At 69.8% G+C, this 19,105-nt stretch carries 19 protein-coding genes; 8 read left to right on the top strand and 11 right to left on the bottom strand.

Features of this window, described 5'->3' with window-relative positions; genetic code table 11:
- Positions 1-25: 25 nt before the first annotated feature.
- Entirely contained in the window at positions 26-778 is a 753-nt protein-coding gene (locus tag GVN21_RS19290) for an enoyl-CoA hydratase/isomerase family protein (protein ID WP_166576369.1), read from the bottom strand.
- A gap of 126 nt (positions 779-904) precedes the next feature.
- Between GVN21_RS19290 and kynA the strand changes: the two genes are divergently transcribed.
- Positions 905-1,696 carry a tryptophan 2,3-dioxygenase gene (gene kynA, locus GVN21_RS19285; RefSeq protein ID WP_205690190.1) on the top strand — a complete coding sequence of 264 codons (792 nt, stop codon included), beginning with the start codon at positions 905-907 and terminating at the stop codon, positions 1,694-1,696.
- On the opposite strand, the gene GVN21_RS19280 is transcribed toward kynA, so the two are convergent.
- From GVN21_RS19280 to GVN21_RS19260, 5 genes are all read right to left on the bottom strand, one after another.
- Positions 1,693-2,676 carry an FAD:protein FMN transferase gene (locus GVN21_RS19280; RefSeq protein WP_166576367.1) on the bottom strand — a complete coding sequence of 328 codons (984 nt, stop codon included), beginning with the start codon at positions 2,674-2,676 and terminating at the stop codon, positions 1,693-1,695. The genes kynA and GVN21_RS19280 overlap by 4 nt on opposite strands.
- A gap of 18 nt (positions 2,677-2,694) precedes the next feature.
- Positions 2,695-3,516 carry a DUF4198 domain-containing protein gene (locus GVN21_RS19275; RefSeq protein ID WP_166576366.1) on the bottom strand — a complete coding sequence of 274 codons (822 nt, stop codon included), beginning with the start codon at positions 3,514-3,516 and terminating at the stop codon, positions 2,695-2,697.
- A gap of 24 nt (positions 3,517-3,540) precedes the next feature.
- On the bottom strand, positions 3,541-4,047 hold the full coding sequence (locus GVN21_RS19270; RefSeq protein ID WP_166576365.1) for a DUF2271 domain-containing protein: 507 nt from the start codon (positions 4,045-4,047) through the stop codon (positions 3,541-3,543).
- A gap of 12 nt (positions 4,048-4,059) precedes the next feature.
- The gene (locus GVN21_RS19265; RefSeq protein ID WP_166576364.1) at positions 4,060-4,740 is read right to left on the bottom strand and encodes a PepSY-associated TM helix domain-containing protein; all 681 of its coding nucleotides are present in this window, start codon (positions 4,738-4,740) and stop codon (positions 4,060-4,062) included.
- A 183-nt stretch (positions 4,741-4,923) separates the two neighbouring features.
- Positions 4,924-5,748: an outer membrane beta-barrel protein gene (locus GVN21_RS19260; RefSeq protein WP_166576363.1), complete on the bottom strand. Its 825-nt coding sequence runs from the start codon at positions 5,746-5,748 to the stop codon at positions 4,924-4,926.
- 258 nt (positions 5,749-6,006) lie between these two features.
- Between GVN21_RS19260 and GVN21_RS19255 the strand changes: the two genes are divergently transcribed.
- The 5 genes from GVN21_RS19255 (at position 6,007) to GVN21_RS19235 (ending at position 10,446) form a co-directional block, all read left to right on the top strand.
- Complete coding sequence (locus GVN21_RS19255; RefSeq protein WP_166576362.1) at positions 6,007-6,912, top strand: response regulator; 906 nt, start codon at positions 6,007-6,009, stop codon at positions 6,910-6,912.
- A 25-nt stretch (positions 6,913-6,937) separates the two neighbouring features.
- Complete coding sequence (locus tag GVN21_RS19250; RefSeq protein WP_166576361.1) at positions 6,938-7,432, top strand: GAF domain-containing protein; 495 nt, start codon at positions 6,938-6,940, stop codon at positions 7,430-7,432.
- A 260-nt stretch (positions 7,433-7,692) separates the two neighbouring features.
- Positions 7,693-8,601: a glycosyltransferase family 2 protein gene (locus GVN21_RS19245; RefSeq protein ID WP_166576360.1), complete on the top strand. Its 909-nt coding sequence runs from the start codon at positions 7,693-7,695 to the stop codon at positions 8,599-8,601.
- 50 nt (positions 8,602-8,651) lie between these two features.
- On the top strand, positions 8,652-9,170 hold the full coding sequence (locus GVN21_RS19240; RefSeq protein WP_166576359.1) for a flavin reductase family protein: 519 nt from the start codon (positions 8,652-8,654) through the stop codon (positions 9,168-9,170).
- A gap of 103 nt (positions 9,171-9,273) precedes the next feature.
- On the top strand, positions 9,274-10,446 hold the full coding sequence (locus GVN21_RS19235) for an acetyl-CoA C-acetyltransferase (protein WP_166576358.1): 1,173 nt from the start codon (positions 9,274-9,276) through the stop codon (positions 10,444-10,446).
- Positions 10,447-10,707: 261 nt separating this feature from the next.
- Here GVN21_RS19235 and GVN21_RS19230 read toward each other — a convergent pair whose 3' ends face one another.
- From GVN21_RS19230 to GVN21_RS19210, 5 genes are all read right to left on the bottom strand, one after another.
- Positions 10,708-12,012: a sorbosone dehydrogenase family protein gene (locus GVN21_RS19230; RefSeq protein WP_166576357.1), complete on the bottom strand. Its 1,305-nt coding sequence runs from the start codon at positions 12,010-12,012 to the stop codon at positions 10,708-10,710.
- 112 nt (positions 12,013-12,124) lie between these two features.
- Positions 12,125-12,493, bottom strand: a complete 369-nt coding sequence (locus GVN21_RS19225; RefSeq protein WP_166576356.1) for a DUF559 domain-containing protein — start codon at positions 12,491-12,493, stop codon at positions 12,125-12,127.
- Positions 12,494-12,653: 160 nt separating this feature from the next.
- Positions 12,654-13,961 (bottom strand): sorbosone dehydrogenase family protein, encoded by a 1,308-nt coding sequence (locus GVN21_RS19220; RefSeq protein ID WP_166576355.1) that lies wholly within the window; start codon positions 13,959-13,961, stop codon positions 12,654-12,656.
- 44 nt (positions 13,962-14,005) lie between these two features.
- Positions 14,006-14,731 carry a UTRA domain-containing protein gene (locus GVN21_RS19215; RefSeq protein WP_166576354.1) on the bottom strand — a complete coding sequence of 242 codons (726 nt, stop codon included), beginning with the start codon at positions 14,729-14,731 and terminating at the stop codon, positions 14,006-14,008.
- The gene (locus tag GVN21_RS19210; RefSeq protein ID WP_166576353.1) at positions 14,728-16,071 is read right to left on the bottom strand and encodes a formimidoylglutamate deiminase; all 1,344 of its coding nucleotides are present in this window, start codon (positions 16,069-16,071) and stop codon (positions 14,728-14,730) included. Before GVN21_RS19210 ends, GVN21_RS19215 begins: the two co-directional genes overlap by 4 nt.
- A gap of 66 nt (positions 16,072-16,137) precedes the next feature.
- On the opposite strand from GVN21_RS19210, the gene hutI reads away from it, so the two are divergent.
- Both hutI and hutH read left to right on the top strand, forming a co-directional pair.
- Positions 16,138-17,346 carry an imidazolonepropionase gene (hutI, locus tag GVN21_RS19205; protein ID WP_166576352.1) on the top strand — a complete coding sequence of 403 codons (1,209 nt, stop codon included), beginning with the start codon at positions 16,138-16,140 and terminating at the stop codon, positions 17,344-17,346.
- On the top strand, positions 17,343-18,872 hold the full coding sequence (gene hutH / locus GVN21_RS19200) for a histidine ammonia-lyase (protein WP_166576351.1): 1,530 nt from the start codon (positions 17,343-17,345) through the stop codon (positions 18,870-18,872). Before hutI ends, hutH begins: the two co-directional genes overlap by 4 nt.
- Positions 18,873-19,105: the final 233 nt, after the last annotated feature.

Genomic DNA, 19,105 nt, shown 5'->3' with positions numbered 1-19,105 from the left:
GGGCGGGCAGGGGCGCCAGGGCCATCTAGCTGACCTTCGCCGTCTTGTTCTGGAAGGCGGCGATCCGCTCTTCCATGTCCGGCCCCCGGCCCTCGCCACGGAACACCTCATGCGCCAGACCGGCGCCGAGCGGCAGGCCGTCGGTCTCCAGCAGCAGCTTCTTGTTGGCCGCATGGCTGAAGCTGCTGTTGGCCAGGATGCTGTCGGCCAGGGCGACCAGGCCGGTCTCGAAGTCCTCATTGGCGACGCAGAGGTTGGCCAGGCCGATCCGTTCGGCCTCCCGCCCGCCATAGGTGCGGCAGGTGAACATCATCTCCCGCGCCTTGTACGTCCCCACCCGCCGGGGCAGCCGCTGGCTGAGGCCCCAGACCGGGGTCAGCGCCCATTTGGCATGGGTGTCGCCGAACTTGGCCGCCTCGGATGCGAAGATGATGTCCCCCGCCAGGGCCAGTTCCAGCGCCCCGGTGTAGCAGTGGCCGTGCACGGCGGTGATCACCGGCAGGGGCAGGTCGGCCAGTCGTTCGATGACCGATGCCTGGAAGTTCGGCCGCGGCAGCTTCTCCCCGGCGGCGATGTCGGTCAGGTCATGGCCGGCCGAGAAGCACTTGCCGGCTCCGCGCAGAATGACCAGCCGCACGCTCTCGTCCGCCGCGATCTCGGCGACATGATCGTCCAGCGCCTTGAACAGCTCCACGTTCAGCGCATTCAGCTTGTCCGGCCGGTTCAGGATCAGGCTCACCGCCCCGTTCCGGTCTTCCCGCAGCACCAGGTCGCTCATTGGCCGTCCTCCCGTTTTGCCCCAGGCTATCAGATCGACCCCGCGTCACCGCAAGACGCATCGGGGAAAGCAGGCTAAACCCCGCTCATGACCGACAAAGACCCCTATGAAGGCGTGACCTGGGACCTGTCGAAGTCCCTGAGCTACGGCCAGTACCTCCAGCTCGACAAGGTGCTGGGCGCCCAGGCGCCGCAGTCGGGCGAGCATGACGAGCTCTTGTTCATCGTCATCCACCAGTCGAGCGAGCTGTGGATGAAGCTTTGCCTGCATGAACTGGCCGCCGCCCGCGACCAGATCCGCGCCGACGACCTGGAGCCGGCCTTCAAGATGCTGAGCCGGGTCGGACGCATCCAGACCCAGATGATCCAGGCCTGGGAGATCCTGGCCACCATGACCCCCTTCGACTACAGCCGCTTCCGCGAGGCGCTGGGGACCAGCTCGGGGTTCCAGTCGCATCAGTATCGCCAGATCGAATTCATGCTCGGCGCCAAGAACGGCCGCACCCTCGACGTCCACCGCAGCGACCCCGCCGCCCTTTCGGCGCTGGAAACCTCCCTGGCCGAACCCAGCCTCTACGATGAGGCTCTCGCCCTGCTGGCCCGGCGCGGCTTCGAGATCCCGGCCGACCGGCTGGAGCGCGATTTCACCCAGGCCTACGCGGCCAGCGCGGGTGTGGAGGCGGCCTGGCTGAAGGTCTACCGCGACGCCGAGGCGAACTGGGACCTGTACGAGCTTGGCGAGAAGCTGGTCGACATCGAATACCGGCTTCAGCAATGGCGCTTCGCCCACATGAAGACCGTCGAACGGATCATCGGCTTCAAGCGCGGCACCGGCGGCTCGGCCGGGGTGGCCTATCTGGTCAAGGCGCTGGAACGGCCGTTCTTCCCGGAACTGCTGAGTTTGCGGACGGTGATCTAATCGTCCAGCATGGCCGCGAACGCCGCCGTCATCCGCTCGGGCGCCTCGCGCAGCTGCCAATAGGCGGCCACGCCCCTCGCCTGCGCCCACTCCAGCCCCGCATCCTGCCCCAGAACCGATAGCACGGTGCAGAGGGCGTCGGCGTCCATGCAGGTCTCCGCCACCACACTGACGCTGGCGGCGGCCTCCGCCACCGGCCTCCCGCTGCGGGGGTCGATCGTGTGAGACTGCCTGCGCCCGGCATCCATCGTGAACCGGCGGAAGTCGCCGCTGGTGGCGATCGAAGCGCCGTGCAGGGCCACCAGGATCGGCTCATCCACCGTCACGCCCGGCGGGGTCTCGATCTCCACCCACCAGGGCTGGCCGTCGGGCCGCACGCCCTCGCCACGCAGTTCGCCGCCGATCTCGACCAGGAAGTGGGCGGCGCCGGCGGCGCGCAGGGTCTCGGCGGCGAGGTCTACGCCATAGCCCTTGGCGATGCCCGAGAGGTCGAGGGCCAGGCCGCCCGGCTGGACAAGGGCGCCGCGGTCCAGCGCCAGACGGGACCAGCCTGTCTGCGACCACAGGCCGTCCAGTTCCCGGCCGGCCGGCGGCGGACGCGGACCTGCCGGGCCGAAGCCCCACAGGTCGGTCAAACGGCCCAGGGTCGGATCGAACGCGCCGTCGCTCTCGCGGGCCCAGTACAGGGCGCGCTCAACCACCGCGATAAACTCAGGCGGCAGGTCATGGCGGCTGCCGGCCGGCGCGCGGTTGAACCGGGAGAGGTCGGACTCCGCCTCCCAACCGCTCATCTGGCGCACGACGCGGTTTAACGCCTCGTGGACTTCCGCCTGAACCGCGGCCGGATCGACGCCCGCCGGCAACACGACCTGAGCGGCCCAGGCCACTCCCATCGTCGGCCCGCCCATCCGCACGACCGGGCCGACCGGCGGGGTCAGCGCCTCGGGCAAGGTCGTGGGCGGGATCGCGACGCGGTTCACGTGCAGAAAGGCGCCGCCTTATTCCTTCAGCACTTCGAAGGTGCCCACGTACAGCGCCGAGCGCTCGACCCCGTTCGCCGCCGGGGCGCCGCCGCGGACGCTGGCCTCGACCCAATAGAAGCCCGGTCGCGGCCAGGTGACGGTGAACCTGCCCTCGGCGTCGGTCTTCAGCGTCATCTCGCCCCGATCGTCCAGGTAGCGCACCCCGCCCGGCGCCACCGTGACTTCGACATTGGCCGCCGGCTTGCCGTCCATCACCAGGGCGAAGGTGGCAGCCTCGCCGGAGAACAGGTCGTTGGGATGGGTCACCGGGACCAGCTCCAGCCCCTTGCCGGTGGCTTTCAGGGCCACGTCGTTGGGGGCGCCGGAGGTGACGAAGGTCTCCACCCGGCGGACGCTGTTGGTCTTCTTCACCTCGGTCGCGTCGGCCGGGATGGCGGCGGCCATCTCGGCCTCGCTGCCACGCCAGCGCTTCTGCTCGCCGCCGATCTTGTAGGAGACCATCAGGCTGTCGGAGACGTTGGCGATCCTGTAGGTGCCCGGCTTGGCCAGCTGCACGTCGAAGACGCTGCGGTACTTGCCGGTGTGCTGGTTCTTAGCCTCGACCTTCTCACCGTCCGGCCCGGTGATCATCAGGCCCTCCAGCCGCATCGGCACATGCTCGAAAACGAACAGGTCATTGGAGACGGCGGCGTCCACCGTCACCCACGCATCGTTCCCCGACAGTACGGTCATCGAGGGCAGCATCCACTGCCGGTGGGCGCTGGCCACCAGCGGGGCGGCCAGGGCGGCGGCGAAGGCCAGGGCGGCGGCGGTGCGGCCCAGAAGCTTGCGGTTCATGTCTGCGCTCCTCGATGATCTGTCTTAGGGTTTGATGGTCAGGGTGACGGCGCCCAGTTCGCTGGAGCCCTTTGCGGCGCCCTTGGCGGCCTTGCCGTTCCAGGTGAAGGGGATCTTGACCACCTCCTTGCCGCCCACTTCGCGGGCCGCCTCGACGTTGAGGACGTAGGCGCCCGGCGCCAGGTCCTTCAGCCGCGCGGCCGGGATGACGATCTGGTGCTTGCCGGGGGACTTGGTGGGGCCACTGATCCCGTTGGCCGGCATGGTCATGCTCTTGCCCGCCCGGCGCCACCACTGGCGCATATCCTTCAGCCAGGTGGCGCCTTCGCCCTTGGGGTTCTTGGTGTCGTACCAGACGGCCAGGGTCTTCACCGCTGTCTCGTCCGGCTTGGCGATCCAAACCGCCACATAGGGCGGATGGTACTCGGCCACCGTCATCCGGGGGATCTCGATGCCGATGGTCATGTCCCCGGCCATTGCGGGGGTCGCGGCGAAGCCGGCGAGAAGGGCGGCGGGGAGGACGATACGCATGAAGTCTCTCGTTCAGTGAATGAACAGCAGGGCGAGCAGGAAGGGGATCACCAGCCCCAGCCCGACGTAGGGCCAGGTTGTCTTGCGGGCATGGGAATGCAGCCAGAGCAGGATCAGGCCGGTGACGCAGAATACGATGGTCCCGGCCGCGAAGATGTCGAGGAACCAGGACCAGACGACGCCGGTGTTGCGCCCCTTGTGCAGGTCGTTGAGGTAGGCGATCCAGCCGCGGCTTGTGCTCTCGTATTCGACCGCGCCGGTCTCGGTGTCGATGCTGACCCAGCCGTCGCGGCCGGGGCCGGGCAGGGCGACATAGGCCTCGCCATCCGACCATTCCACGGCCGCCGCGGCGGGAACCTTGATCTTCATGTCCTTGCCCAGCCAGTCGCGGGCCGTCGCGGGCAGCGCGCCGCCGGCGGGGCGGGCGGCATTGATGGCGGCGATCACCGGGGCCGGCGCTTCCCCCGCACGGGTCACCGTCACCGGCTTGGCCTGGATCTCGCGGGCGTGGTTGAGGGTAAAGCCGGTCACCGCGAACAGGATCATGCCGACCAGGCAGATGGCGGCGCTGATCCAGTGCCAGCGCACGGTCTCGCGCAGGAAGGCCGCCCGCGCCTGGGCGCGCTTCTTGGCCTTGGCCTTCTCGGCCTGCCCCTTGTCGACCTGGGGGGGCTCCGACGCCGGGGCGGTCAAGAGCGGCCTCCCGCTGGGCGGGCCGGGAGGGGCGGAGAATGCGGCATGGGTCGGGGAAGCGCTTGGTCTGATATTGCGAATGGCTCGCAATATCAGACTTGACGCCTAGGGCAAGCCCAATCCGCCAACGAAGAAGGGGCGCCCGTCTGGACGCCCCTTTCCCGATCAGTGCTGACCTGAAGTCTAGAACCGCCAGGCGGCGGTGAAGCGGATAGAGGAGAAGTCCACGTCGCTGTCGCTGCGGCGGAAGTCGGTGCCCGCCGGGTTGACGAGGATGAAGGGGTTGGTGGCCGGAGCCGTCCCCTGGCTGGCGCGGACGCGGTAGCCGTCGTCCTCATAGCTGTTGAACAGGTACTCGAGACCCAGGCTGACCCGGTCGGTCACCTTCATCTCGCCGCCGAACCCGGCCTGGTAGCCCCAGGTGCCATCATCCTCACCGCGCTCGGTGAAGGCGTTGGCGCCGTTGGTGGTGCGGAAGCTGGACTCGATCTTGGCATAGGACGGGCCCGCCGTGCCGTAGACCAGGAAGCGGTCGAAGGCGACGCCCGCGCGAACCCGCAGGCCGACGGTCCAGTCGATCTCGCGGGTCATGGTGTAGCTGGCCGGCGTGGTGCTGAAGGCGCCGACGCTGTCCTCCAACTCCTGGCGGCTGACCTCGGCGACGCCGCCGATCACGAACCGTCCGAACTGCTTGTCATAGCCGGCGCGCAGGCCGAAATCCCAGCTCTCGTCATCCTCCGTGCAGCCGCCGGCCGGGGCGTTGGTCTGGGCTCCGCCGTTGCAGAAACCGGGCGAGAAGGCGTTGGCCGGGGCGGTGGTGTTGACGGTGTCGCCGAACCGGCCGTCCTGGTTGGTGTCGAACTGGATGGTCTCGTTGCCGTCACTGTCGATGCTGGAATAGCCGATGTGGCCGCCGATGTAGCCGCCGGTCCAATCCTGGGCCTGGGCGGCCCCGGAGGCGGCTAGCGCCAGGGCGGCGGCGCCGGCGGTGATGAGCAGTCGTTGCATGGGGGGACGTTCCTCGAATGTTTGCGAGGCAAGAAACGGCTCGGGGCGCGCGGCGGTTTCGACTTTGAGGAGCGACCCCGGCCGCCTGTGACGCTCGGGCAACATCGGTCTTCGGAAACAGGGCGTTTCCAACCCGATCCGCGACACCCGACGTCAAAATCTGAATGCTGCGCCTTGTCGTCGCAGCATTCCGATCTAGGCCTCGGAATGACCGGCCGGTAACCGCCTCGAAACCGGTTTCGTGGCAGATTGCGCGCCATGGAAACAGCGCTGCGCGATCCTTTGGAAGGCCTCTGCGTGATGGTCGTCGACGACCACGCCAGCACCCGGCGCCTGGTGGCCGACGTCCTGCGGGCCGGGGGTGTCGACCGCGTTGTGGCGGCCGAGAGCGGATCGATGGCGCTGGGCATGATGGCCGCCACCCGGCCGGACGTACTGATTACCGACTGGCTGATGCCGGTGATGGACGGCCTGACCTTCGTGCGCGCCGTGCGCCGGGCCGCCGTCGACCATGACCCGCGCATTCCCGACCCCCGGCTGCCGATCATCATGCTGAGCGCCGAGCGCCGGCGCGGCGATGTGGAGGTGGCCCGCGCCGCCGGCGCCGACGCCTTCCTGGTCAAGCCCTTCACCCCGGCGCGGGTGCTGGAGCGGGTCGCCACCGTGCGCCAGCGCCAGATCGACTTCGTGATCAGCGCCGCCTACGTCGGCCCCGACCGTCGACAGGGCAGGGTGGACGAGGATCGCTATGGCGGGCCCCTGCGACGGCGGGGCGACGCGCTGGATGTCGGCGAACTGGCCGCCCGGGCCGAGCTTTGCGCCCATGTGCTCGAGGAGGTCGCCACCTTCCAGCGGCTGGTAGAGGCCCGCGGCCTCGATTACCTGCTGCGCCAGATGGCCTGCCGCGTGGCCCATGACATGCGCCAGCGGGCCAGCGAGGCCGGCGACCGCGACCTGACCCGCGCCGCCGCCTCCCTCGGCCGCTATGTCTCGGCGGTGGGCGGCCCGGCCCGCGCCGACCCGGAGGTGGTGCAGATTCACTTCGACACCCTTCGGGCCCTGGCCCTGCTGCCGGCCGATTCCTTCAAGGCCAGCGCCACCATCACCCGCCAGTTGGACAAGGCCGTCTCCCGCCGCATCTCTATCGCCGCGCTGGCGGCCTGAGGGCGGCGGCCCTATATCGGCCGCCATGGCCGAAGCCTTCAACGACCTCACCCTCTCCGCCGACAAGGCCGCCCGCTATGCCGAGGTGGCCGTGGAGATCGCCGCCGTGCTCGACGGCGAGCCGAACCTGACGGCGCGGATGGCGACCGTGGCCTCGATGCTGGCCAACAGCTTCGACCACTACTTCTGGACCGGCTTCTACGTCGTCGATCCAGACAGGCCCCGCGAACTGGTCGTCGGCCCCTACCAGGGCACCCTCGGCTGCCTGCGGATCGCGTTCGGCCGCGGTGTCTGCGGGGCTGCGGCGGAAACTGGCGAGACCCAGCTGGTCGAAGACGTCCACGCCTTCCCTGGCCACATCGCCTGCGACAGCCGCAGCGAAAGCGAGATCGTCGTGCCGGTGCATGACGCCGCCGGGAAGCTGATCGCGGTGTTCGACGTGGACAGCGACAAGCCGGCGGCCTTCGATGCCGTGGACCAAGCGGGGATCGAGAAGATCCTGAGCGCGACGTTTGGCTGACGCTCTGCCGCGTGCTTGGCGCCGACATCAAATTTCCCGTCATCCCGGAAAGCGCGCAGCGCTTATCCGGGACCCAGGGGTTGAAGCGCACCGGCCGTCACGCCGCGTCGAATAGCGAGATCACGCCCTCCTGGGTCCCGGCTCTCCGCGCTTCGCGCTCCGGCCGGGATGACGGAAAAAGGGGAGGGTCGATCGTGGGGCCAGGCGAGCAGATGCCGCCCTTCCACCCTTCCTAAACCCGCCCCGACTATCCTTCCCCCATGCCGCCGGTTGTCAGCCTCGTCGTCCCCACCCAGCGTCGCCCCGGCGGGCTGGAGACGGCCGTCCGTTCGCTGTTCGCCCAGACCGGCCTCGACCTTGCCACCGTCGAGCTGATCGTCGCCGACAACGACGCCGTCCCCTCGGCCCAGCCCCTGATCGAGGCCCTGACACCCGATGCCCCGCTTCCGGTCACCTACGTCCACGAGCCCCGCGCCGGCGTCGCCAACGTCCGCAACGCCGCCCTGGCCGTGGCGCGCGGACAGTGGATCGCCTTCCTGGATGATGACGAGGAGGCCCCGGCCGGCTGGCTGGCCGACCTGATGGAGGCACAGGCGCTGCTGGGCGCCGATGTGGTTTTCGGTCCCGTCCGCGGCCGCGCGCCGGAAAAGGTGCGCCACCGCGCTTACCTCGAAGACTTCTTCTCCCGCCACGGGCCGGCCGACACCCGGCTGCTGGACAGCTGGTACGGCTGTGGCAACAGCCTGATCCGGCGCGCCGCCCTGCCGCATCCCACGGCGCCGTTCGACCCGTCGCGCAACGCCAGCGGCGGCGAGGACGACCTGCTGTTCGCCCAGATGGCCAATGCCGGCGCCAGCTTCGGCTGGGCGCACAAGGCCTTCGTCTGGGAAGACCCCGTGCCGGCCCGGCTGACGCTGGCCTACGCCCTGCGCCGGGCCTTCGCCTATGGCCAGGGCCCCAGCGAGCATTGCGCCGCCGAAAAGAACATCGGCGGCATCCTGCGCTGGATGCTGGCCGGGCTGGTGCAGACCGCCCTCTGGGCGCCGGTCGTGGCCATTAAATGGGCCCTGCTGGCGCCGGACCGCGCCATGCCGCTGGACCGGCTGATGCGGGGCCTGGGCAAGACCTTCTGGTTTCCCCCGTTCAGCCAGACCTTCTATGGCCGCTGACGCGGGGTGAGGCCTTGCACCGCCTCGCGCGTCATCCCACAAAGGCCCCAATGACCGCCTCCCGCACCATCACCCTCGACGGCGACCTGATCGCCGATGGCCGGGCGCTGCGGGATGCGTTCGGCTGTTTCACCACCGGGGTGACGGTAGTCACCACCTGCGCCGCCGACGGCCGCCAGGCGGGGTTCACGGTCAACGCCTTCTCCTCGGTCAGCCTCGACCCACCGCTCGCCCTGGTCTGCGTCGACCTGGGGGCCTCCAGCTTGCCGGTGCTGGACCAGGCCGGGAAGTTCGCGGTCAACGTGCTCCATGCCGACCAGGAAGACATCGCCCGCCGCTTCACCCAGAAGGCGGTCGACCGCTTCGAGGGCCTGGCCTGCGAGACCTGGGACCAGGGGGTGCCGATCATCCCCGGCTGCATGGCCAACTTCGAAATGGAGACCGTCCAGGCGATCGACGCCGGCGACCATCGCATCTTCATCGGTCGGATCCTGAAGGTGCGGTTCGATCCGGACCACGAGCCCCTGGTCTATCTGCGCGGCCGGTTCCGGCGGGTCCACACGGACTGAGTACTTAAAAAAGACGGATATCTCACCCTACGTCATACTTTTGCGGGGGGGCGCCATCGCTTATCTTCCGCTCACGTAAACGAAAACGTACGGGAGCCCCAAGATGGCCGAAGCCTATATCGTCGCCGCCAAACGCACCGCCGGAGGCCGCAAGGGCGGCCGTCTCTCCGGATGGCACCCCGCCGACCTCGCCGCCCAGGTGCTGGAAGGCCTGATCAAGGACGTCGACGCCGACCCGGCCCTGGTCGAGGACGTCATCATGGGCTGCGTCGGCCAGGCCGGCGAGCAGTCGGTGAACATCGCCCGCAACGCCATCCTCGCCTCGTCCCTGCCCGAAAGCGTGCCGGGCACCAGCGTCGACCGCCAGTGCGGCTCCTCGCAGCAGGCCATCCACTTCGCCGCCCAGGCGGTGATGAGCGGCGCCATGGACGTGGTCATCGCATCGGGTGTCGAGAGCATGACCCGCGTGCCGATGGGCACTCCCGCCATCCTGGCCCTGAAGGCCGGCATGGGCAGCTACATGAGCCCCAACATCCAGGAGCGCTACCCGAACATCCAGTTCAGCCAGTTCGCCGGCGCCGAGATGATCGCCAAGAAGTACGGCCTGTCCAAGGACCTGCTCGACGAGTTCGGCTACAACAGCCACCGCAAGGCGATCGAGGCCACCAAGGCCGGCAAGTTCGCCAACGAAATCGTGCCGGTGAAGATCAAGACCGCCGAGGGCGTCGAAGAGGATCACACCGTCGACGAGGGCATCCGCTTCGAGGCCAGCCTGGAAGCCATGAAGGCGGTTAAGCTGCTGCAGGAAGACGGCTCGCTGACCGCCGCTACCTCCAGCCAGATCTGTGACGGCGCCTCGGGCGTGGTGATCGTCAACGAGAAGGGCCTCAAGCAACTGGGCGTCGAGCCCCTGGCCCGCATCCACCACATGACGGTGATCGGCGCCGACCCGGTGATCATGCTGGAAGCGCCGATTCCGGCCACCCAGCGGGCGCTGGAGAAGACCGGCCTGAAGATCGACGACATCGACCTCTACGAAGTCAACGAAGCTTTCGCCTCGGTCCCCACCGCCTGGCTCCAGGTCCTGGGCGCCGATCCGGACCGTCTGAACGTCAACGGCGGCGCGATCAGCCTGGGCCACCCGCTCGGCGGCTCGGGCGCCAAGCTGATGGCCACCCTGGTCCATGCGCTGAAGGACCGTGGCGGCAAGTACGGCCTGCAGACCATGTGCGAAGGCGGCGGCCTCGCCAACGTGACGATCATCGAGCGGCTGTAAGGTTTATCACTGGTTGAGAGAGGCCGCCGGCATCTGCCGGCGGCCTTTTTCGTTGGCAAGTCCCAGGTCTTTCGCTCTCCCCCATGAAATGGGGGAGTGGCTCTGGCGAGCGCTGCAAGCGAGCCAGACCGAGGGGGTCCCCACCGTCGGTGGACCGTTAATCACTGACCGCCGGCGCTGCCCCGCCTCCTGGTCCGTCGCTCACGCTCCGAACCGTCCTCCGCCCCCTCTCGGGGGCGGAGAGCGAACGCCTTGGCGTCCCTATCCCGGCGTCACCCGCCAGATCACATTCCCCACGTCATCCGACACCAGCAGCCCGCCGAGCCGATCCTCGATCACTGCCACCGGCCGCCCCTGAGCCTCATTCTTTCCATTGAGGAACCCGCCCAGCACCTCCACCGGAGCGCCGGTCGGGTTCCCGGCCACGAACGGCACATAGATCACCCGGTAACCGCTGGGCGGATCGCGGTTCCAGCTGCCGTGCTGGGCCACGAACACCCCGCCGCGCCAGGCCTCGGGCAGCAAGGCGCCGCTGTAGAAGTGGATGCCCAGCGAGGCGGTGTGTGCCCCGAGCGCATACGAGGGCTTCAGCGCCTTGGCGACCATGGCCGGGTTGGCCGGCTCCACCCGCGCATCGACATTCTGGCCCCAATAGCTCCAGGGCCAGCCGTAGAAGCCGCCGTCACGGACCACGGTCATGTAGTCCGGCGGGGTGTCATGGCCGATCATGTCCCGCTCGTTGACCGCCGTCCAAAGCTGGCCGGTGACCGGCTCCCAGGCCATGCCGTTGGGATTGCGCAGGCCCGACGCGAACACCCGCCGGCCCGAGCCGTCGAGGTTCATCTCCAGGATGGCGGCCCGCTCCTTCTCCACCTCCAGCCCTTCGTCGGCGATGTTGCTGGACGAGCCGACCGCGACGTAGAGCTTCGAGCCGTCGGACTTGGCGATGACATTGCGGGCCCAGTGGCCGTTGCTGCCTGTGGCCGGCAGGTCAGCGATCTTGCGGCCCGGTCCGGCGATCTTGGTCACCCCTGGCGCGTAGTCGAAGACCATCAGGCTGTCAGTGTTGGCCACGAAGAGCTGCTCGCCGACCAGCACCATGCCGGACGGCGAGTTCAGCCCGGTGATGAAGGGGACCTTCATTTCCGCCACCCCGTCCCCGTCGGCGTCGCGCAGCAGGGTGATGCGGTTGGCGCTGGGCACGCCGGCGCCGGCCTTCTTCATCATGTTCTTGGCGACCATCGCCTGGATGCCCTTGCCCTCGCGCGGTGGGCTGTTGCTCTCCGAGACCAGGATGTCGCCGTTCGGCAGGGCGTAGAGCCAGCGCGGATGGTCCAGCCCATCCGCGAAGCGCGCCACCTTCAGCCCGGCCGCCGGCTTGGGCGCCGCGCCCGCCGCCCAGCCGACCGCTTGGCGCGCATTGACCACCGGCAGCCCGCCGGCCTTTGCCTCGGGCAGTTTGGGGTCGGTCCCATACCCCTCGGCGGGATCGGTCTTCGACGCCGGCTGACAGGCGGCCAGAGCCAACGCCCCCACGGCCAGGGTGGCGAGCAACAGGCGCTTCATGGATGATCCTCCCGATCTTTCGCGCGAACGTAGGTCGACGAAGCGTCAATAGAAACCCTCTCCCGCGAGGGAGAGGGAGGGGCCCGCGCCGAAGGCGTGGGAGGGAGAGGGTTTACGGTGTGTCCGGGCTCGCGCCGACCCTCGGTCGTGCCAAGCTCAGCGCCTCAAGCAAGATCAAGGCGGCGCCGTCAGCGTTTTCCAGCACCTGGGCATTGTCGAGCCGGACAACGAGATAACCCTTCTGCTCCAGCACAGCCGTTCGCACGGCGTCTTCTTCTGAGCGTGTCTGGTGCGACGGACCGTCCAGTTCCACGACGAGCTTGGCATCCATGCAGGCAAAATCGACGATGTATCGGTCGATCGGAACCTGTCGTCGGAACTTGAAACCTTCCAGGCGACCCGCGCGAACAACCGCCCAGAGCCAGCGCTCGGCTGGGGAAGCGTTCTTGCGAAAAGCGCGGGCCAGTTTGGTGTTTCGCATGGCACCTGAGGATAGCAGAAATCGAACAAAGAGAGAACTCTGTTCGTGGTCGTTCTGACAGATCGTAAACCCTCTCCCTCCCACGCCTTCGGCGCGGGCCCCTCCCTCTCCCTCGCGGGAGAGGACTATGTTGCGCTGCTGCCGCAGAGACCGAAGACAGCTACTCGGGTGTCACCCGCCAAATCACGTTGCCCACGTCATCGGCCACCAAGATCGCGCCGGTCTTGTCGACGATCACCCCGACCGGACGGCCCTTGGCCTGGATCTTCTCATCGAGGAAGCCGGTAAGCACGTCCTGCGGGGGTCCTGAGGGCTTGCCGCCGCTGAAGGGCACGAAGACGACCTTGTAGCCGCTGACCGGGTCGCGGTTCCAGCTGCCGTGCTGGCCGATCAGCGCGCCGCCACGATACCGGGGCATCAGGTCGGCGGTGTAGAAGGCCAGGCCCAGTGAGGCGGTGTGGGCGCCTAGAGCATAGTCCGGGGTTAGGGCGGCGCGGACCTTGGCGGGGTCACCCGGCTTCACGCGGGTATCGACGCGGCCCCAGTAGCTGTAGGGCCAGCCGTAGAAGCCGCCGTCCTGGACGGATGTCATGTAGTCGGGGACCAGGTCGTGGCCGATCTCGTCGCGCTCGTTGACGGCGGTCCACAGCATGCCGCTGCTCGGCTCCCAGTCCATGCCGTTGGGATTGCGCAGGCCGGTGGCGAACAGGCGCTTGGCTCCGCTGGCGATGTCGATCTCCCAGATGGCGGCGCGGCCTTCCTCCTCGGCCATGCCAAACTCGGCGACATTGCTGTTGGAGCCGACGGTTGCGTAGAGCTTGGTCCCGTCGCGGCTGCCGATCAGGGCCTTGGTCCAGTGGTGGTTGCGCGGGCCGGCGGGCAGGTCGGTCACGGTCACCGGGGCGGCGGTGATCTGGGTGTCGCCTTCGCGATAGGGGAAGCGGACCACGCCGTCGGTGTTGGCCACGTAGAAATTGCCGCCGACCAGGGCCATGCCGAACGGGGAGTTCAGGCCGCTCAGGAACACGGTCTTTGTCTCCGCCACGCCATCCCCATCGGCGTCGCGCAGCAGGGTGATGCGGTTGGCGCTGGGCACGCCGGCGCCGGCGTTCGCCATGACGGCCTTCATCACGGCGCCCTTGATTCCCTGGCCCTCCTTGGGCCGCTCGGGGGCGTTGCTTTCGGCGACCAGGATGTCGCCGTTGGGCAGGGCGTAGAGCCAGCGGGGATGGTCCAGGCCCGCCGCGAAGGCCTGCACCTTCAGCCCCGCCGCTGGGGTCGGCATGTCGCCGTTGGGCCAGCCGACGGCCTTGCGGGCGTTGACGGTGGTGATCAGGGCGGTCTGGGGTTCGCTAATGGTCGGGGCGGCGCCGTAGGTGGCGTCGATGGGCAGCTTGGCGGTCCCGGCGCAGGCGGCGATCGGGAGGAGGGCGGCGCCCAGCAGCAGGGCGCGGAGGGTGGTCGTCACGGGCAAGGTCCTTGAGGGCCGCCGAACGCGGCTCTGTGAGGACCTTAAGCGCCGCGGGGGCCGGGCTTGTTCCCGCGCAGCCGGGCGGTGAACCGCTGGCGGTCGGCGGGGTAGAGGAAGCGGGCGAAGGTGACACAGTCGCCGCCCAGCCAGGTGCGGCGCTCCAGGGCCAGCAGGGCCGTGCCGGTGGAGACTCCGAGGCGCTTGGCGGTCTGGCTGTCGGCGGCCTGGGCGGCGATCTCGTGCTCGGCCTCCGTCCAGGGGACGTGCGCCAGCAGCCAGGCGCCGGGGGGCGCGTCCTCGAACCGCTCGCGGGCGGCCTCGGGGGCGGCGGTCAGGTTGATCCAGCGCTCCTCCAGGGCATGGCTCTCGCCATCGGCCAGGTGCAGGCCGAGCACGAGCAGAACCGGGGCGCCTTCGGGAACCCCCAGCCGGGCCATCTCTTCGGGGCCGGCGCCGGACTCCCGGCGCGCCAGGCGGCGGAAGCCGTAGTCGCGGCCCTGGGCGCGGACCTCGGCGGCAACATCGCGGATCTCGAGGACCGTCTCCTGCACGCCCCGGCGGGCGACAAAGGTGCCGGCCCGTCTGCGGCGCTGGACCATGCCGGCCTCGGCCAGGGCGTTCAGCGCCCGGCCGACGGTCATCCGGGCGCAGTTCCACTCGGCCGCCAGCTCGGTCTCGGTGGGCAGCTTGGTGCCGGGCCGCAGGACGCCGGAAAGGATGTCCTGGGCCAGCCGCGCGCGGATCGCTTCGTGAAGGGGCTGGCTCATGCGATGAGCTCCCGCAGGGCCGCGCCGTAGCGGCGGTCGATGTCCGAACGGCCCAGGTGGCGGCCGTTCTCCACCACCCGCCGGCCGCCCGAATAGACGCTTGCGATCGCGGCCCGGCCCAGGGCGAAGACCCACGTATCCACGGCCAGGTCGTCGCCACGGCCGGTCATGTCCGGATGGGCCATGTCCAGGCAGACCACATCCGCCCGATGGCCGACGGCGAGGGCGCCCAGACGCTGGCCCAGGGCCCGGGCCCCACCCTTCAGGGCGCCGTCCAGCAGGGCGCGGCCCGTGCTCTGGCCCTCGGTCTGGGACAGTAGGTTGCGGCCGCGGAGGCTGAGGCGCTGGGCGTACTCCAGCTGGCGCAGTTCGCCGGCCGCATCGATGGCGATGTTGCTATCGGTCCCGACCCCGAATCGGCCGCCGGCCTCCAGGTAGGCGGCGGCGGGGAAGATGCCGTCGCCGAGGTTGGCCTCGGTGATCGGGCAGAGGCCGGCGACGGCGCCGGAGGCGGCGAGGTCGCGGGTCTCGGCGGGGGTCAGGTGGGTGGCGTGGATCAGGCACCAGCGCTGGTCGACCCCGGCGTGGTCGAGCAGCCATTCGACCGGGCGCTGGCCGGACCAGGCCAGGCAGTCTTCGACCTCCTTGACCTGCTCGGCGGCGTGGATGTGCACCGGGCCATCGGTGAGGGGGAGGATGGCCTTGAGTTCGTCGGGGGTGGCGGCGCGCAGGCTGTGGGGGGCGACGCCGACCGTCGCGCCGTCCGACTGCAGGGCTTCGACGATGCGGGCGAAGCGGGCCGGATCGTTGATGAAGCGGCGCTGGCCTGGGGTGGGCGGCTCGCCCCCGAAGGTGGCGTGGGCGTAGAAGACCGGCAGCAGGGTGATGCCGATGCCGGTATCGGCGGCGGCCTTCAGGTGGCGACGGGCCAGCTCGGCGACGTCGGCGTAGGGGGAGCCGTCGGGGCTATGGTGGAGGTAGTGGAACTCGGCCACGGCGGTGAAGCCGGCCTCCAGCATGTCGGCGAAGGCGTAGGCGGCGATCGCCTCGACCTGATCGGGGCCGAGGCGTTCGAGGAAGCGGTACATGACCTCGCGCCAGGTCCAGAAGCTGTCGGCCGCCGGGCCGCGGCGCTCGGCGAGGCCGGCCATGGCGCGCTGGAAGGCGTGGCTGTGGAGGTTGGGCATCCCCGGGATGCCGAAGGCCTCGCGCGTCTCGCCGGTGGCGGGGGCCGCGCCGGTCTCGACGGTGGTGATCAGGCCGTTCTCGTGGGTGATCCGCACGTCCGAGGCCCAGCCGTGGGGCAGCAGGGCGCGGTCGAGGAACAGGCTGGTTCGCATGGCCTGAGGATCGGGTTGCCAGATGAATATGTCTAGACATATTGTTCGGCCGCTCCTGGAGGATTCATGCATTTCGACCGGCTCTGGCTTGGCGGACGGTTGGCGACCCTGTCGCCGGCGCGCGAGGGGCTGGGCCTGATCGAGGACGGGGCGGTCGGGGCGGTGGACGGGCGGATCGCTTTTGCCGGGCCGGCCTCTGAGCTGCCGGCCGGCTGGACGGCGGGGGAGACCATTGCGCTGGACGGACGGCTGGTCACGCCGGGGCTGATCGATTGCCACACCCATCTGGTGTTCGCCGGGGACCGGGCCGACGAGTTCGAGATGCGGTTGCGCGGCGAGACCTATGAGACCATCGCGGCGGCCGGGGGCGGCATCGTCTCGACGGTGGCCAAAACGCGGGCGGCCTCGGAGGCCGAGTTGGTCGAAGGGGCGCTGGATCGCCTGGACCGGCTGATGGCCGAGGGGGTCACGGCGATCGAGGTGAAGTCGGGCTACGGGCTCGACCTTGAGAGTGAATTGAAGATGCTGCGGGCGGCGCGGGCGCTGGAGACGCGGCGGCCGGTCAGCGTGGCGACCAGCCTGCTGGCTGCCCACACCCTGCCGCCGGAGCATCGGGACAGCCGGGACGCCTATGTCGCCAAGGTGGTCGAGGAGATCATCCCGGCGGCCGTCGGCCTGGCCGATGCGGTGGACGCCTTCTGCGAGACCAACGCCTTTACCCCGGCCGAGGTGCGGCGGGTGTTCGAGGCGGCCAGGGCTCATGGCCTTCCGGTGCGGCTGCATGCCGACCAGCGGACGGCCGGCGGCGGGGCCAGCCTGGCGGCGGAGTATGGGGCGTTGAGCGCCGACCATCTGGAGCGCACCGACGTGGCCGGGGCGCGGGCCCTGGCGGCGGCGGGGACGGTGGCGGTGCTGCTGCCTGGCGCCTACTACGCCCTGCGCGACGAGGAGAAGCCGCCGGTGGCGCTGTTCCGGGCGGCGGGGGTGCGGATGGCCGTGGCCACCGACTGCAATCCGGGGAGTTCGCCGCTGACTTCGATCCTGACGGCGCTGAATATGGCGGTGATCCTGTTCGGGCTGACGGGGGACGAGGCCCTGGCTGGGGTGACGCGCGAGGCGGCGCGGGCGATTGGCCGGGCCGACGAGATGGGGACGCTGGAGGTGGGCAAGGCCTGCAACCTGGCGATCTGGGATGCGACGCGGCCGGTGGAACTGGCCTACTGGCTGGGGCGCAATCCGCTGCACAGCCGGGTGTATCTAGGAGAATTGACGTGACGGCCCTGGTGGTAACCCCCAGCGAGGCGAGCCTGGCCGACTGGCGGGCGGTGTTCGAGGGCGCGACGCCGCGCCTGGCGGACAGCGCATGGCCGGCCATCGAGGCCAGCGCCGCGGCCGTGGCCCGGATCGTGGCGGAGGGGCGGGCGGTCTATGGGGTCAACACCGGGTTCGGGAAGCTGGCCAACATCCGCATCGCCGACGAGGATCTGGCCCGGCTGCAGAGCAATATCGTGCTGTCGCACGCCGCCGGGGTCGGGGCGCCGCTGGAGGCGCCGGTGGTGCGGCTGATGCTGGCGCTGAAGGCGGCGAGCCTGGGGCGTGGGGCCTCGGGCGTGGCGCCGGGCACGGTGCGGATGCTGGAGGCCATGCTGGCCGCCGACCTGCTGCCGCTGATCCCCGAGCAGGGCAGCGTCGGGGCGTCGGGGGACCTGGCGCCGCTGTCGCACATGGCGGCCGCGATGATCGGGGTGGGCGAGGCCTTCCTCAAGGGCGAGCGGATGCCGGCGGCCGACGCCCTGGCCCGCGCCGGGCTGGCCCCGCTGGTCCTGGGTCCCAAGGAAGGGCTGGCGCTGCTCAACGGCACCCAGTTTTCGACCGCCTGCGCCCTGGCCGGGCTGTTCCGCATCGAGGGGGTGTTCCAGGCGGCGCTGGTCACCGGCGCCCTGTCGGTGGAGGCGGCCAAGGGCTCGATCGCCCCGTTTGATCCGCGCATCCACGCGCTGCGGGGCCATCGCGGCCAGGGCGAGGTGGCGGCGGCGCTGCGCGGGCTGCTGGTCGGCAGCGCCATTGGGGCCAGCCATGCGACCTGCGAGAAGGTGCAGGACCCCTACTGCCTGCGCTGCCAGCCGCAGGTGATGGGGGCGGTGCTCGACCTGGCGCGGCAGGCGGCCGATACCCTGGGCTGCGAGGCGGGCGGGGTGACCGACAACCCGCTGATCTTCGCCGACACCGACGAGGCGATCAGCGGCGGCAACTTCCACGCCGAGCCGGTGGCCTTCGCCGCCGACATGCTAGCCATGGCGGTCTGCGAGATCGGCTCGATCAGCGAGCGGCGGACGGCCATGCTGGTGGATCCGGCGTTGTCGGGTTTGCCGGCCTTCCTGACGCCGAAGCCGGGGATCAACAGCGGCTTCATGATCCCGCAGGTGACCGCCGCGGCGCTGGTCTCGGAGAACAAGCAGCGGGCCTATCCGGCGAGTGTCGACAGCATCCCGACCAGCGCCAACCAGGAGGACCATGTGTCGATGGCGGCGCATGGGGCGCGGCGGTTGCTGGCCATGGCGGAGAACGCGGCGCAGGTGGTGGGGATCGAACTGCTGGCGGCGGCGCAGGGGTGTGACTTCCATGGCGGGCTGGCGTCGAGCCCGGGGCTGGAGGCGGCGCGGCGGCTGGTGCGAGGGCGGGTGCCGCATCTGGAGGATGATCGGTACTTCGCGCCGGACATCGCGGCGGCGGGGGAGATGGTGAAGAGCGGGGCGTTGGTGGCGGCGGTGGGTGTGGTGTTGCCGGGGGTGGTGGCGTGAACCCCGCCGCGAGCCATCTCCCATCCGTCATCCTCGGGCTTGTCCCGAGGACCCATGTTGACGCCGCCGCGAGCGTCTGCCGTGGGGTCGCGGCCGCGACCCCACACTGGGCGTTCGTGCGGGCGGACGGATGGGTCCTCGGGACGAGCCCGAGGATGACGGATATGGGGTGGATGGCTCGCGGCGGGGTTCACGCCACCACCCCCGGCAACACCACACCCACCGCCGCCACC

The organism is Caulobacter sp. SLTY (assembly GCF_009905535.1).
Taxonomy (GTDB): Bacteria; Pseudomonadota; Alphaproteobacteria; order Caulobacterales; family Caulobacteraceae; genus Caulobacter.
The sequence above is the reverse complement of the archived record's forward strand: the minus strand, read 5'-3'. Positions and strand labels throughout refer to the sequence as shown.

Bases quoted from the DNA above. Each gene is read 5' to 3' on its own strand.
- GVN21_RS19230 (WP_166576357.1), bottom strand. From the start codon at position 12,012: ATGAAGCGCCTGTTGCTCGCCACCCTGGCCGTGGGGGCGTTGGCTCTG.
- GVN21_RS19235 (WP_166576358.1), top strand. From the start codon at position 9,274: ATGGCCGAAGCCTATATCGTCGCCGCCAAACGCACCGCCGGAGGCCGC.
- GVN21_RS19210 (WP_166576353.1), bottom strand. From the start codon at position 16,071: ATGCGAACCAGCCTGTTCCTCGACCGCGCCCTGCTGCCCCACGGCTGG.
- GVN21_RS19260 (WP_166576363.1), bottom strand. From the start codon at position 5,748: ATGCAACGACTGCTCATCACCGCCGGCGCCGCCGCCCTGGCGCTAGCC.
- GVN21_RS19255 (WP_166576362.1), top strand. From the start codon at position 6,007: ATGGAAACAGCGCTGCGCGATCCTTTGGAAGGCCTCTGCGTGATGGTC.
- GVN21_RS19215 (WP_166576354.1), bottom strand. From the start codon at position 14,731: ATGAGCCAGCCCCTTCACGAAGCGATCCGCGCGCGGCTGGCCCAGGAC.
- GVN21_RS19250 (WP_166576361.1), top strand. From the start codon at position 6,938: ATGGCCGAAGCCTTCAACGACCTCACCCTCTCCGCCGACAAGGCCGCC.
- GVN21_RS19275 (WP_166576366.1), bottom strand. From the start codon at position 3,516: ATGAACCGCAAGCTTCTGGGCCGCACCGCCGCCGCCCTGGCCTTCGCC.
- GVN21_RS19225 (WP_166576356.1), bottom strand. From the start codon at position 12,493: ATGCGAAACACCAAACTGGCCCGCGCTTTTCGCAAGAACGCTTCCCCA.
- GVN21_RS19245 (WP_166576360.1), top strand. From the start codon at position 7,693: ATGCCGCCGGTTGTCAGCCTCGTCGTCCCCACCCAGCGTCGCCCCGGC.
- GVN21_RS19270 (WP_166576365.1), bottom strand. From the start codon at position 4,047: ATGCGTATCGTCCTCCCCGCCGCCCTTCTCGCCGGCTTCGCCGCGACC.
- GVN21_RS19290 (WP_166576369.1), bottom strand. From the start codon at position 778: ATGAGCGACCTGGTGCTGCGGGAAGACCGGAACGGGGCGGTGAGCCTG.
- hutI (WP_166576352.1), top strand. From the start codon at position 16,138: ATGCATTTCGACCGGCTCTGGCTTGGCGGACGGTTGGCGACCCTGTCG.
- GVN21_RS19240 (WP_166576359.1), top strand. From the start codon at position 8,652: ATGACCGCCTCCCGCACCATCACCCTCGACGGCGACCTGATCGCCGAT.